This window comes from Arthrobacter tecti (assembly GCF_054511355.1).
This window is the reverse complement of sequence record NZ_JBTNCT010000018.1, coordinates 58,560-72,924: the sequence shown is the minus strand read 5'-3', so window position 1 is coordinate 72,924 and position 14,365 is coordinate 58,560. Positions and strand designations below refer to the sequence as shown.

7 protein-coding genes and 1 pseudogene are annotated in these 14,365 nt (G+C 59.3%); 2 read left to right on the top strand and 6 right to left on the bottom strand.

Annotation, left to right across the window (positions count from 1 at the left end; all coding sequences use genetic code 11):
• Positions 1 to 304: 304 nt before the first annotated feature.
• Both ACX80C_RS16225 and ACX80C_RS16220 read right to left on the bottom strand, forming a co-directional pair.
• Positions 305 to 626 (bottom strand): annotated as a pseudogene (locus ACX80C_RS16225) (FGGY-family carbohydrate kinase); the annotation flags it as partial.
• Positions 627 to 1,145: 519 nt separating this feature from the next.
• Complete coding sequence (locus tag ACX80C_RS16220; protein WP_459327491.1) at positions 1,146 to 2,393, bottom strand: ROK family transcriptional regulator; 1,248 nt, start codon at positions 2,391 to 2,393, stop codon at positions 1,146 to 1,148.
• A gap of 112 nt (positions 2,394 to 2,505) precedes the next feature.
• Between ACX80C_RS16220 and ACX80C_RS16215 the strand changes: the two genes are divergently transcribed.
• Positions 2,506 to 3,399 carry a LacI family DNA-binding transcriptional regulator gene (locus ACX80C_RS16215; protein ID WP_459327490.1) on the top strand — a complete coding sequence of 298 codons (894 nt, stop codon included), beginning with the start codon at positions 2,506 to 2,508 and terminating at the stop codon, positions 3,397 to 3,399.
• Positions 3,400 to 3,457: 58 nt separating this feature from the next.
• The gene (locus ACX80C_RS16210) at positions 3,458 to 4,504 is read left to right on the top strand and encodes a glycoside hydrolase family 5 protein (RefSeq protein ID WP_459327489.1); all 1,047 of its coding nucleotides are present in this window, start codon (positions 3,458 to 3,460) and stop codon (positions 4,502 to 4,504) included.
• A gap of 208 nt (positions 4,505 to 4,712) precedes the next feature.
• Here ACX80C_RS16210 and ACX80C_RS16205 read toward each other — a convergent pair whose 3' ends face one another.
• The 4 genes from ACX80C_RS16205 to ACX80C_RS16190 all read right to left on the bottom strand — a co-directional run bounded on the left by ACX80C_RS16205 (position 4,713) and on the right by ACX80C_RS16190 (position 14,218).
• Positions 4,713 to 7,898 (bottom strand): glycosyl hydrolase, encoded by a 3,186-nt coding sequence (locus ACX80C_RS16205; RefSeq protein WP_459327488.1) that lies wholly within the window; start codon positions 7,896 to 7,898, stop codon positions 4,713 to 4,715.
• Positions 7,899 to 8,071: 173 nt separating this feature from the next.
• Positions 8,072 to 9,340: an ROK family transcriptional regulator gene (locus ACX80C_RS16200; RefSeq protein WP_459327487.1), complete on the bottom strand. Its 1,269-nt coding sequence runs from the start codon at positions 9,338 to 9,340 to the stop codon at positions 8,072 to 8,074.
• Between the two features lie 301 nt (positions 9,341 to 9,641).
• On the bottom strand, positions 9,642 to 11,774 hold the full coding sequence (locus ACX80C_RS16195) for a glycoside hydrolase family 36 protein (RefSeq protein ID WP_459327486.1): 2,133 nt from the start codon (positions 11,772 to 11,774) through the stop codon (positions 9,642 to 9,644).
• Positions 11,771 to 14,218, bottom strand: coding sequence for a glycoside hydrolase family 2 protein (locus ACX80C_RS16190; RefSeq protein ID WP_459327485.1), 2,448 nt, complete (start codon positions 14,216 to 14,218; stop codon positions 11,771 to 11,773). The genes ACX80C_RS16195 and ACX80C_RS16190 overlap by 4 nt, the downstream gene beginning before the upstream one ends.
• Positions 14,219 to 14,365: the final 147 nt, after the last annotated feature.

Below are 14,365 nucleotides of genomic sequence, written 5' to 3'. Positions count from 1 at the left end.
TGTCCTTTCGAGTGGGATGTGAGAGTTTCCTCGAAGGACCCACGGTGACCGCGCCCCGTTCGGGCGGTACCGGTCACCAGCGGGCGTTACACCACTCTAAGGGGCACTACTCGTCACTTAGTTGCCCGCATTCCACTTGGCAAGCGTCACAGTGAGTTTCGCAGTGTGCTCGACCTTGCAAAGACCCACGGAAGAAGGTGCCTCACCACACTTGAACCGAACCGAGATCCAGAGACGACGACGGAAGAGGGACAGAATGGTGACGGTCGAGCTATCCATGAGGTCCTCGGATTGTGGTGGTTTCGAAAAGCGCCGCGGCGGCCCGTTGCACTGCGGCAGAACGCGCGCCCCCGCCAATCAGGATGATTCGTCCGGCAGCTACACCCGCGTCCGTAAGTGCTTTGAGTCCGTCGGCCAAGGAACACACGACTCCTTCGATGGCAGCCCGAGCCAGATTCGCCCGCGTGAAATTCCACAAGGTGACACCGTGCAGCGAGCCGAACGCCTTCGGGAGATTTGGGGTCCGCTCCCCCCGAAGTACGGCACCAGGGTCAAGCCGTCTCCCCTGCAGGTGCACTCAGCGCCAGGTTCGAGAGCTCTGACAGGGTAACTGACAGAAGGTCGGCCACCTTGGTTGTCCGACCAGGCGGCGAATCCTGCCACCGTGGGCGTCGGGGATGCCTTGAGACCGAGGTGAACCTAGATCGCCTGCTGGCTGCCACAGGCCTTGACCAGGCGGGTACTGAGCAACTCGAAGACGCCATAGGTTCGGCTCCGCCGTTGGCGGCACGTGAAATCCAACGGCAGGCCAGTGCGCTGAGCGACTTGGTGAACGCGTTCAATCCACGAGTTATTGTCCTCGGAGGATTCCTGGGGTGCTCTTCGTAGCCGCAAGGCAACGGCTGATTGAAGCAGTGTCGACCGGTTCCATCAATGGTCTAGGTGATGAAGCACGTCTGGAACGGGCCGAGCTTGGAAGCGACCTGTTACTCGTGGGCGCGGTCGAGGCAGTATTCACGCGGACGCTCGCGGATCCGCGGACTCTCGGGACCGTTCCGCGAAGCTTGGAAAGAATCGATCGCATCACCCAGCCAGTCAATAAGCGAAGATGATGGGCCCTTGCGGACGGAGAAGCCGTTGACGATTCATCCCTCCGTTCGCACACTGGTGAACCGGGTCTTGGTCGCTCCGCGGGTGGGAGATACCGAGCTTTGGAGCATGAGCGCCGCCGCCCCTGTTGCCGCCGAGTCTCGAGGGTTCGAGGAAAGCTCAACTGTGATGCTGTGTGCGTGGCGAGCGAAGGCTTGGGATGTGAGTCGTGAACGCAATCGGGAGACGAACGTCGCGCCGGCTACAGCAAAGCCCGGCCCGGCGAGCACGATGTGATCTAAATCAAAGAGGTTCGTCAGAGTAAGAGTTGCGTGCGCGAGATGAGCGGCAGCGGCGTCAATCAGTGTCGCCGCAGAGCCGTTTCCACGTATGGCCAAGCGCGCCAACTCGTCGAATTGCCCCATCGTGTCCCGGGCGCCGGATAATGCGTAGAGCTGTTCGCTCAGCTCGGGATCCAGGCGGGCTTGGCTGAGTACCGCGTCCGGTGCTACATAACGTTCGACGCAACCCTGGTTGCCACAGAAACAATTCCGGCCCTCTGGGTACAGACAGATATGGCCGAGCTCGGTGGCATTAGAACTGGCGCCACGGTAAAGGGCTCCATCGACTACGACCCCGGCACCGATTCCTAGATTCATGTAGATGCAGGCGAACGTCTTCGCCCGCGAGATTTGCCGCGACCAGAACTCGCCGAGGGCCGCAGAGTTTGCATCATTCTCAACCCGAACAGGTATCTCTAGTTTCTCGCTCAAAGGCCCAGCCATGTCGAAGCGACGCCAGGTTTCCGGGGTTTGAGTGCCTTGGAACAAGCCGCCAATCTGGTCCATGGGTCCTGGACCAACCAGTGCCAGTCCTGCGCTCGCGCTGTCTGGTAGCTGGAGGGCAGCGAGGAACCCAACGTATTCGTGGGCAACTCGAGCGACCATCAAGGATGGGTCATGCGGCGGAGCTTCAGGCGTGCGCTTTCGTCCAAGGACGCCACCGCGCATGTTGGTCGCGGTCCAAAGGAGGCCCTGGGGTCCCAGTTGCATACCGACACCAAAACGAGCCACCGAGTTCATTGCCAGCAGGCGGCGGCGCTTGCCTCCTGTCGAGTCGGAGTGCCCTACCTCCCGAATGAGGTCGTCGTTGATTAGCTTCTTTACGATCGTGGAGATCGCAGCCTGGGTGAGTCCTGTCAGAGGCGAGAGTTCGGCCCGACTGATACTTCCGGCAGATCGAATCAGGTCCATAATCAGGGCACTGCTGCCCGGCCCTGAGCTGGAGTTCTCGTATCGTGCCACTGTTTGGTTCCGTTCGGCCTGAATGTGTTGGGTAGCTTATATGCGATTATGTGATTGAGCGCCCGAGCGCCCTCCTACCGATCATCCTCGGCCTTCAAACCATGGAGCATCGTTGCAAACAGAACCTGACTCGCTGGATCGTGATGCCGCGAGGAGCAACTCGATCGGCTTGTCACTGAGGCGTACATCTGAAATTCTCCGCGCCGAACCTTTCTACCACGAGTTCATAGCCGGACTTGAGGTGGTGATGCACTCTGCAAACTATTCAGTTCTCCTCCAGATACTGCCTGATATGGACGCCGAGCTTCGGACCTACGAACGGTGGACGGTTGAACGACATGTGGACGCCCTGATTCTTGTGGATCTCGTGCCAGATGACATTCGTCTGGAAAAGGTGCGAGATCTGGGCCTCCCAGCGGTGGCAATTAGTGATCCGGTATCCGCCGGTGGGTTGACCTCTATCTGGACTGAGGACGACGCCGTGATGCGCGACGCGGTGAACTTTCTTCGAGGCCTCGGTCACCAATCCCTGGGGCATGTCGGCGGCCCGTCGGAGATGGTCCATTCGCGAATTCGAGAAGAATCGCTGCGAAGCAGTTGCGCGGAGCTCGCGCTGACATTCAACTCGTGTTCAGGTGATTATTCTGAGGAGGCCGGATACTTCGAGACTACGGCTTTGATCAGCGGACCGGCGCCTACTGCCATCATTTATGACAACGACCTGATGACCCTTGGCGGATTACGGGCGGCACAAGAGTTGGGAGTAAAAGTTCCACAGGACCTATCTCTGCTTGCGTGGGATGATTCGGCGCTCTGTGAGCTCTCAAAGCCGCCCCTGTCGGCCATGAGCCATGATGTTCTTGCGATCGGCGAACTGGCCGGTGTCGCAATACTGAAAGTGATTGCAGGAGCTCCGGCGGAAGCCATTCATGTTCCGAGGGCGACGATCATACAGCGGGGATCGACAGCGAAGCACACGCCGCCGCTGTCGTCTTTCATCGAATAGTTGGCAGGACTCTTGACCTCCCCTACAACTTCCGTAAGTTAATTAAGGAATGAGATGCATGTCGTGTCTCATTCCTTATAGACGAAGGAGTCTTGCAGTGCGAACATTTCGAAGAAGTCTTGCCCTAGTAGTGGTCAGCCTCTTTCTACTAATCGGTTTACCCGTGCCAGCGAATGCAGCATCCGGTTTCTACATCAGCAATGGCAGATTGTATGACGCCAACGGTGTGGAGTTTGTGATGCGCGGAATCAATCACCCACACGCATGGTTTCCGTGGGAAACCGGAGCGTTCGAGGAAATTTCAAATCTCGGCGCGAACACCATTCGGGTAGTCCTTTCCAATGGAGACGTGTTCAATCGGACCACGACGGCCCAGGTGCAACAGGCGGTGAATGAGTGCAAGGAACATAGGCTCGTCTGCGTGCTGGAAGTACACGACACCACAGGATACGGCGACACCGACGGGAATGCGCCGGCCGGGGCAGCCAGCCTCGCACGCGCCGTCGACTACTGGAAGAGCATGGCTAGCGTACTCAAAGGCCAGGAACGGTACGTGATCATCAACATCGGGAACGAAGCGTACGGGAATCAGGGCAACAACAAGGTGTACAACTGGACGAGGGATTCGGTCTCTGCAGTCAAGGCGATGCGGTCCGCCGGTTTCACTCACACGCTGATGATTGACGCACCCAACTGGGGCCAGGACTGGACCAACACAATGAAGGAGGATGGCGGCCTGGTCCTGCAGGCGGACCCGCTTCAGAACACGATGCTGTCGGTGCACATGTACGGGGTTTATCAGGATGCAGGCAAGATTGCAGAGTATCTTGATCACTTCATTCGCTGGAACAAGTGGCCGATCGTTATAGGTGAATTTGGACATGAGCAAGGTGGTCAGAACGTCAACGAGGGAGCAATCATGACCGCGGCGCAGGAACGCGGCGTCGGCTACATCGGATGGTCGTACTCAGGCAACAGCGGCGGTGACGAGACACTCGATATTGTCCGCAACTTCGACCCGGCCCAATTGACCTGGTGGGGGCAGCAGTTGCTCTATCACCCTGCCGGGATCAACAACACCTCCCGCAGAGCTTCTGTCTACTAGCTGTTCGGAGCATTCGTATACTGATCTGCTTGCAAAAGAGGCGGCGCTGGAACTCAGGTCCCGGCGCCGCCTCTTTCAGTTGCCGCTTTGTAGGGCCTATCCCTTACCCGATGAGGGGGCGCTCTACTTCGATCATGGGAAGGGCGGCCCGGACGTTGAGCCCGGGCCGCCTTCCATTGCTGTCAGTTCAGGTGATTGAACCCGGTCGTCAGCGTTTCCCTCGTTCGGGTTTCACAACGAACCTCTCCCACAGAATGCGTCCTTCGTTTTGCCCGGTCATGGCAACTTGGTTCGATCCGTTTCGGAGTTCATCCGGGACGGCGAACTTCAACTCAACTGCGCCACTCTGGTCCGCACGCACCCAACCGATGTCGACGCCGCGGGTGACAACGCTGGCCCAGACCCACTCACCCGGTGCGAAGCCGGAAGCTGTGAGTGTAGCCTCTTGGCCCCGAATCATGGGCCTGCGTTCCAGGCCGTCGATACCTCCTCGATTTTTTGCTTTGAGGTCGCTCTTCTGAGCCTCATAGGTGGGTTCTTCGGGCTCGCTCTCGACAAGCGTCAGAGCTTCGTAGGCGGCGACATGGGAGGTGTAGTAGCCTTGGCCGCCGACCCATTTATAGCCGTTCGCGGTGGCGGTCCCGGCCGGGATCTGGGTCGAGCCGGTATCGAACAGGTTGTAGACCGCCTCTCCCGGTTGGACCTTCGAGAATTTCTTACTGCCGAAGTCCGTCACCAGACGTATATCGACCGGCACATCTTCCTCGTTCACAGCGTGCACAGCAACGTGGACGGTTCCGCTGACATCCTGTGATTTTGCGCTGACACGCAGGTCAACGTCGTCGTCCACAACCGGCTTGTTCGACGCCCGGATATTGTCGAAGTAGTAGACGCCTGTGGTTCCGGTACTGGTCCCGGTCGACTCGATGAACATGACCAACTGCTCGACGTTAGCGAGTTCCTCCGGGCTCGGGCGTAGCGCTGGGTCTCGACCCTGGAAGGGTGCGGGAGTGAACTCGGAGAAAGGAATCGAGACCTCTGTCGCTTCCGAGCCCGTGACCATTGGTACCGCATCATAGTAGTTGCCGTCGGCGACCAGTTGCAGGACGATCTTCTGTTCTGAACCGTCAGGTTGAACCCAGAAGCTCAACTGATCGAAGGCTGACCAGTCCGCGTTGATGGCTTTTTGGAAATCAGTGAATCCGCCGCTGTAAGGGAATCCTGCTCCGAACTCACCTGCTACCTTTTTCTCGGCGGACAGGGTGAGGTTACCCGCGCCTGCCCGGCTCCAGGCGGCACGCAGTTCTGCCTCGTCAGCGTAACCTTCGAAGGTATCGACAACACCCGGTTCCGCCGGCTCCTCCGGATCAGTTCCGGGATCCGTGGGAAGGGTGGGCTCAGCGTCGCCGCTGACAGCTCGGATGTCATCGAGCACAATACTGCTCGCGGAGGGCTCTCCGACCTGGTTGATGTAAACCCAGAACTCAGTGACTCCTGTGAGGTCTTCGCGCGCCAATGACCTATTCGGGTCGCTCTTGGCACGGAAATCCAGAATATCGATCGCGAGTTCAGTTGGCTCCATTCCGGCCAAGGACGGATATGCCTCGAAACTCTGACCATTAGCCGTATTTACCTGCAGCACTAACTTCTGGTTACCGCCGTCTGGATCCAGCCAGACGTTGATCTGGTTGAAGGCTGACCAATCCTGCCCACCCTGGAATACTTTGCCGAAACCACCGTAGGACCTGGCGGTGAAATCGTAGTCGAACTGCACACCATACTCCCCCGAGCCCTTTATATCGCCGGTGAGCGAGATGTCCTCTGCCGTCGCGTTGTTGTAAGCGTAGGCGGAGCGTAGTGCGGCGTCGTCGCTGTAGGTTTCGAAGTCGTCAACAACCCCAACAGGCAACTCAGTGGGCTCCCCGAGGATAACTGAGGATCCAGTCTGCACCGTGGGTTGACCATCGTAGACGGCGAAGACGTTCAGGGTGCTTGACTTGTTCGTCAGATTCTCCTCGCCAATGCTCCACTCCGCGGAGTAGTAGCCGTCGGCGCCAAGTGTCAGTTCATACTCTGCAGGATCATCTTCGACCGTGAAGTACACCCGGTCCGGTTCCGTGACGGTGGCCTTGACTCGCACCGTCGTGGCCGGCTCGCTCACACGGACTCCGTCAGCGGGACTGACGATCCGCACAGTTGGAGCAGCAGGTTCGGCGTTGGCGTCGTTGTCATAAACTCCGTTCACTCCCGCGGAGAAGACGCTGTACGGATCGTTGTAGAACTGCAGAAAGTCCTGATACATCTCGTGCTCAGGGTTGCCGTCGTACGCCGGGTACGGAACATAGAACTGGTCAAGGCCCCAGTTCGACCACGTCTGCATGTAGGTGATCCGCTTCGCTTTGGGATCATTCTTAATTGCAGTGAAGAGGTCGGTGTAGAAGCTGAGGCTTTTGTTTCCGCTCGGTTTTATTGTGCGTTCTCCGTTGCGACCAAACTCCGTAAATGCCGGAACTTTTCCCCGCTCAGCGGCAAGGTCGGTGACCATCCCCAGATCCACCCGCACCGATTCTATGTAGGCGTCGGAATCTGCCAGGGAATTGTCGTAATCGTAGGAGTCATAACCGAGGACATCCACCCAGTCGTCCCCTGGGTAGGTCGCAAGGTATCGCTCGGCGTCGCCTCCGAAGGAACCATTGGGAGAGAAAGCGTAGAGCATGTTGGAGACGCCCTTGGTGTCACGCAGGTACTCCACGGTGTACCGGAAGATCTCCTTGTACTCGCCGGCTGTAGCGTGCGCAGCACCCCACCAAAACCACGATCCCGTATTTTCATGGAAGGGGCGGAAGATCAACGGGATGGGATCACCATCGCCGTCCACCGTGAGATCGGCTGTCAGCGCGATCAGATCGAGGTACTCGTTGAACTCCGCGTTCTCAGGGCCGCCCGGCAGGATCTGCGAGACTACCCTCCCGGACGTGTCATTAAAATTCTCGTCGGTGACGAAGTTTTTCATGTGTGCGCTGATCGTATTGATACCGCCGAGTTCGTGGGCGTTGATCATGCCTTCCGCCCATTTGCGGGCGTTTTCCTCCCCATTGGCGAGACTGCCCGTGCCCGGACGTTCAAGGCCCTCGAGGATCAGCGTGTCCCATCCGAAAATTCCGGGGTACTCCCCTGTCGCCGCCAGGACGTCGGAATTGACGCCGTTCGCTTCGGAGAAGGTGATGCCGTTGTCGGTGGTGTGCTGATGACCGAAGAGAATGCCCTCGCCCTGCTGCTTCATCAAGTACTGATACAGGGAGTTGGTCGAATAACTGGCATCGGTGTCAACAATGTCAATCACCGGCGCGCCCGGTATGTCCGGAGCAGCCGAAGCGATACCTGGGACGGTCATGGTTAAAGCGACTGCTGTTACTGCAGCTGCGGCTGTTCTGGCCGCCCGTAAGCTGGGTGAACGCATACTGTTCTCCATTGAACTGATAGTTGGTGGAGTCCTCGGGCGAATGCACAGCGAGGTGATCCAAGCTTAGCTAAGTTAATTTACTTAAGGAAGGGTAGCGGAGGACCTTACGCAAGGCTCTCTGCGGCCACCAGCTGGACATTCCCGCGGGCTCGCCGCGAGCGGGCAGCCAAATGCGGGGTGAGCTGATGTTGAAGAACCAGTGCGGCCGCTCCGACAGCGGCTGATTCATCACCGATGGTCGAGAGCTTGGTCAGAACCGGATGGATGGCGCGCATGAAGGTTCCCTCATTCAGGCGGCCCTGGATAACCTCAGCGAAAATCTCCCCGGCTATCGAGAAGCCCGGGCCGGACAGATGCACTTCGTCCAGATCCAGCACGTTGCTGAGCGACACTATTCCCTCGGCAAGGTATACAGCCGCTTCCATGATCAGGGCATGCGCCGTCGTGTTTCCCTCGACAGCGCCCTTCGCAATACTGTCGAAGTTTTCTCTGCTGGATGAGACTTTCGGCGTAAGTTTCAGTTCTCGAGTCAATCTTTTATTCGCAAGGGCCCGCGCGGCTACGGCAGCTGGAGCTGCGTATAGTTCCACGCACCCTCGCGAACCGCAGTGGCATTTTGGGCCGGCGATATCGAGAGTGACATGGCCTATTTCACCCGCATTCGAGGAGGACCCGTGATAAATCTGACCGTTCACCAGAATGCCACAACCAATGCCGTCTGCCATATAGACGGTCGCTGACACGGGAGCGGTCACCAGCACATTATTGGTCCAGTACTCACCCAAAGCCGCGCACGTCGCGTCATTGTCAAGCACTACGGGAAAGCCGCTCTGCTCCTCAAGCCGCTCTTCTAAGGGGTAATCCCGCCAAGCTGAGGAGGGCCGGTGCCCCCGCAACACTCCTGCTCGGGTATCCAGAGGTCCAGGACTCGCCACACCGATACCGACGACGGTGGCTGGGTCAATGTTCACTTCTTTGAGCAACTCCGCCGCGCGGGATGCGATCAACTTAATGACGGTCCCGGGATAAGTGTCACCGGTTCCTGGAGTTTCTGCGCTTCCAACTACTTTCCCAGAGAGATCCGCGGCCACAAGGACGAGACGTTCGCGGTCCAGTGAAACACCGAGCGCATAGCGCGCAGAACTGTTGATCTCCAGCAGCGTCCTGCGCTTGCCCCCCGTAGACTCGCTAAAACCCGCTTCGATGATCAGACCTTCGGCTATAACACGCCTCACGACAGTGGAAATAGTCGCTTCGGTCAGACCGGATTTCTTCGCTAGTTCGACCCGGCTGATACGCCCTGAGGCACGAATCGTGTCGAGGATGAAACTTCGTGTTTGCTCACTTGATCGGACACTGGATGCGGTTGCCAAAGGAGGTACTCCTGCTGGAGGCTGGAAACGTTCTACCAGCCAAGGGTATCCAAAGCTTGCATCATCACATGCCAATCTGGATGTCGTCCCGCGGCGGTTGCGAACGGTGTGAGGTGACGTCTGCGGTCCCTACTCCTATTGGAGCGGGATTGAAGGCAAGGCTCCGCCCCGACCCCGGGCTTGCTGTGGAGTTGAACGGAATCGGTGACGACCCTGAGGACTCGATGCTGCACCGCACACTACGCCTGGGCGGGTTCCCTGTCTTCTGAAGTTCTGAAGTTAGCTGTCTTTCAAAGTGCAGTCAACCGTCCGACCGTGGGGCTGACGGTTCTCTTACTTCGAGCAGAAGGGTTCGCGCAGCGAACGGAACATTCTTATCGCTGGTGATACTTAGGACGCCTGCGTCTTGATGCCAGTCCGCCCGCCAAGTACCAAATTCGGGAAAAACCGCAGTGACGGATAGGACGAGCCCGCGAAACTGTCGCAACGGAAGGATGATTCGTCCTTCTTTCGAAGCGCGCTTCCAGATCGTCAATAAGGCGCTTGATGCATCTCGATCCATAAGCCCGAGAGCGATCCACTCGTCGTCCCAGCCTGGGAGTCCGATCGGCCAGATCGGTGCCGAGCGCCGGATCTGATCGCGGATGGCTTTGTGTGCTGTCACTGCCTGTCCTACGATCCGAAGTTGTGCGGGCGTCATTAGATCGATGCGGCCGGAAAGATACATGCGGCCTAGCATCGAGGTGCAGCAGGTAAACGCAATCTCCTCATCCGTCATGTCTGGCTGTGGGTATGCCCAACTCGCTGCCTGTTCAGGAAGCATGGACATCGGCGCTGAGGCCGCGATGGGAGGGTAGCGTCTCGGATCCTGTTGGTCGGATGTTGACTGTACCTGGACGCGGTCCAGGAGTGGGGTGTCTGCACGCATCGCACCGGAGGCACAGTTCTCGATCACCACATTGGGGTGGCGTCCGCGCATTTCGTCGAGCCATGCAAGGTAACCGGTTGTGTGGTTAGAAAGCCCCTCACCGACGCTCGCTGTTGCCAGGTCTGAGCCGGCACCGGGGTCGATGTTGTAGTCGAGCTTTAAATAGCCGAGTTTTAGCTTCTCGATCAGGCGCTCGATTGCGGATGACACGTGGTCCCTTGCTGCTGCGCTGCTGAAGTCAAGATGAAACCTGTCGTGCTCCCGCACGGGGATGCCCGACCGGCTGAAAAAAGCGTCAGGTGGTAGCGTGTTCGCCGCGGGGCTATTGACTCCGACAACCTCCGGCTCGAACCAAAGTCCGGCGCGCATCCCTGTCGAGGCAATCGCGTCGGTTACCTCCTCAATTCCTTGGGGAAAGCGGCGTGCCGAGGGTTTCCACTGGCCTACCTTGTCCCACCAGTCGTCACCATCGTCGTACCAACCGGCGTCGATGCAGTAGACCTCCGCACCGACGGCGGCAGAGGCATCAACCAGAGGCAGGATCGCCTCTGTTGACGGGTCACCCATCAACGTGTTCATGAAGTCGTTGTAGACGACCGCGGGTGCTTCGTCATCAGGATGGGAACGCCGCCGCGACCGGCGAGCGGAAGTAAGCTCCGCAAAGGCGGAATCAAGAGTTGGGCCGATGGCGATCGTTGCCGCCGGAGAGGTGAACGCCACTCCCGGTTCGAGGAGACGCGAGAATGAGTGGTCGAGGTCCGTCGGACCCGAAAGCGCGAGTGAAAGCCCCGTGTCATTCTCAGCGAGCTCCCAGCGCCACGGCCCGCTGTGATCGATCTGCCAGATCAGGGCTGTCGAAGCTCGCACCGATTCAATTGCAGCGACCGGGAGGTTTCTTCCCGTCGTCCACGAGCCACTCGATATTACCGCGATCTGGCCCCGCCCATTCGACCCGTGCGCGCCGCGGGACCAGTCGACAAGTGCCGAACGCAGCGGCGTGGATGTCCAGCGCGACTCGGCGAGCCAATCGCTGCGACCTTGGCTCAATGAGGTATCCGGTGCGAACGAACTGTCTTGGGCACCGAACCGGAGCTCGAGCACCAGAGAGGGCATGGCAAGGATCAGCGATCGCACCGCACCATCGTTGATCACTGTTACCCTCGCGGTCAGACTGGCGGAGTTCTCATCCGACCGCAATTGCAGGGCCGTTCGCAGACCGGATTCATAGTCCTTTTGATGGACAGTGAGCACATTCGCTGAGCCGTCGAGGGTCACCTGGTGCGACAGGTACCGCATCCGTGCCCCGACGAGCGTCTCGCTCAGCCGGGACGTGGAGCGAGCGCGTCCCTCCCCAGCAGTCAAAACCTCCACTACAGGGGCGTCGGAGCCTGAGACCAGGTCGAAGCCGTCTGTGCGGATACGATGCACTCCGACGGGCCGGTCGGGGCCGGCGGAGAGCTCTACTCGTATCCGGCCCGCGTTCCAGTCGATGCAATGTTCTCTCATGAATGTTCTCCTGCCCGTCCGAGATCGTTGACGGTTCTCAGCACGGGACGCTTGACGAGTGCGGCCAGATCAAGGGTCTGGTCTGACTCGATTTCAAACATCGCCCGTTCACCGGGGAAGAGCGTAACCAGCGCTTGGCCCACGCGGGCCGTTGAGTCAAGTCGGTCGGGAAAAAGGCACAGGTCCTTCGTGAACGAGTGCGCTTCCAAAGTAAGTTCGCAGCCCAGATCAGTATGTTCGATGCTTGCATCGAACATGTGCTCAGGAAGATTGAGGGCGATGTCCTCCGCACCGTACCAGTACGCTCTTTGGGCGCCCTGCGCCTCGGCTGTGAGGACCGCGTCAGCAACAGAATCAGCGAAAAGGACGCCGGACGGAACCGGGACCGTGAGGGAGGACCGGGGCGGGACCTCCACCTCCATTTCAGCAGCGGCCAGCGTCGCTCCATCAAATCGGCGACGACTCAGAGTGACGCCCGCGCCCCATGTGGTCGGGGTGTCGTTTCCGAGGACGAGCAAGAGAGCAGCGTCGCGTTCGACGAACATAAGCACCCGGTCGGCGTAGATGGAGCGGATGGCGTGCCAAAGTGGTTTGCGGTGGCGATCGCCGTCCACGGCGGCGTAGCCAATGCCGGGCCAACAGTCCTTCAGCTGCCAGACGATAGAGCCCGCCGTCCGCGGCCAGTGTGAGCGGAAGTGCTGCAGCCCGAACCGAACGGCACGCGCCTGGTTGAGCTGGGTGGTGAAGTGCCAGTCGTCGAAGTCCACCGGAGTCGGCAGATGCGGGGTCCATCCGCGTTCTAGTCGGTTGAAGCCGTCATCCGCCTTCTGGTGGGAGATCAACGCCGGGCTGTTGAGCGACGGTTGATCGCCGTCGAGGGCGCGGAGGAGGGTGGAATACGCGGGCGGGCCGAGGAATCCGAACTCGGCAACAAATCGCGGAACGGTCTCGGCGTAGGCGGTGTAATCCCTGCTGTACCAGACTTTCCAACTGTGGGAAGTGCCCTGATTGGGATCGGTGGGTATCGACGGATTTTCAGGGGAGAAGGGACTGGACGGGATGTAGGGGCGGTCAGGATCCAGTTCTTCGAGGAGGTCGGGAAGCATCCGACGGTAGTAGCCGTCCCCCCAGTCCGCGCCCGCCGGCATGCGGTCGCGAAAGCCCCAATTGTGGTATCCCTCGTCGGTCTCGTTGCCACCATTCCAGAGCACGAGGGATGGATGAGGAGCCAGTCGGAGGATGTTCTGGCGGGCCTCGGCAGCGACTTCCGCCGCGAGCTCCTCCGACTCGGAGTAGCACGCGCAGGAGAAAAGGAAGTCCTGCCACACCATGATGCCGGAGCGGTCGCAGAGCTCGTAGAACTGGTCCGACTCGAAGATCCCGCCTCCCCACACCCTGAGCAGATTCATATTGGCGTTCAGCGCGTCAGCGATGCTGCGCGGGTAGTCGGCTCCGACGAGAGGACGCGCGAAGTCATCCGGAGTCCAGTTGGCTCCTTTGATCAGGATGGGCTGACCGTTGACCTGCAAGGTGAACGGAACACCGTGATCGTCAGGGCGTGAGTCGACCCGGACGGTCCGGAAGCCGATTTCCCGGCACCACTCATCACGCTGCACCCCGTCACTCCACAACTCGATGGTCAGCCGGTACAGCGGTTGGTCACCGTAGCCTCGTGGCCACCACAGGTTGGGGGAGTCGACCGTCATGGTGATATTGAGCTCATCGCCTGAGCCGGAGGACTCTGTCCTCGATCGTGATCCGTCCGGGTGCCACAGATGAGCGATTAGTGTCGCGTCGCCCGGACGGGTCCGCTCCAATCGCGCAGTGATGTCGATCAGCCCGCGGCCATCATCGACGCGCACACGCGGCTGGACCTCATCGAGACGGACGCCGTCCCAGCGCTCCAACCCGATCGGCTTCCATAGTCCACTGGTCGGCAAATGCGGGCCCCAATCCGAACTGAAGCTGCAGGCCATCTTCCGGATAGCATTGTATGGAGGCGTGTCGCCCACTAGGGGTTTTGGCTCTATGCGATCCTCGAATGCGCGGGCGCTGCGAACCGCTGAGAGCAGATCGATCGAAATTACATGAGATCCCGGGCCTGTGTGGGAACGCAGATCGAAGCGATAGGTCCTGTGCTGGTTGCGGGTGCGGCCAATTTCGACGCCGTCCAGCCTCAGGACGGCGTCCGTGTCGAGCCCATGCGCGACGAGATCGATTCGGTCATCGCCATTCTCCACCTCAATCACCGACTCGTAACGGAAGTCCGCTTCTGCAACCCAGCTGGCCGAAGATTCGCCGAGACCTACGTATGGATCATCAATCACTCTTGCTTTAACCAGGTCATGCAGGACGCTGCCAGGAACGCTCGCAGGGAAGTAGGTCTTGACGACGCCGTTAGCGAGTTGTCCCATTTGCCAGTCCAATAGGTCGAGTTTCTTCATGGAACGGTCGACTCCTCTGGTGTGTTGTTGGTCGGTTGTGGCCAGATCACCGGTTGAGAGCACTGTCCCGGAAGCCGCCTCATGGCGTCGGTTTATACTCCTTGGTCAAGTAGGTGGTCAGATAGGAACTGTCCCCCGGGTTGCTGC

What these genes read in the sequence shown, in the direction of transcription:
- ACX80C_RS16210 (WP_459327489.1), top strand. Translation starts at nt 3,458, where the DNA reads ATGTCGTGTCTCATTCCTTATAGACGAAGGAGTCTTGCAGTGCGAACA.
- ACX80C_RS16205 (WP_459327488.1), bottom strand. Translation starts at nt 7,898, where the DNA reads ATGACCGTCCCAGGTATCGCTTCGGCTGCTCCGGACATACCGGGCGCG.
- ACX80C_RS16195 (WP_459327486.1), bottom strand. Translation starts at nt 11,774, where the DNA reads ATGAGAGAACATTGCATCGACTGGAACGCGGGCCGGATACGAGTAGAG.
- ACX80C_RS16190 (WP_459327485.1), bottom strand. Translation starts at nt 14,218, where the DNA reads ATGAAGAAACTCGACCTATTGGACTGGCAAATGGGACAACTCGCTAAC.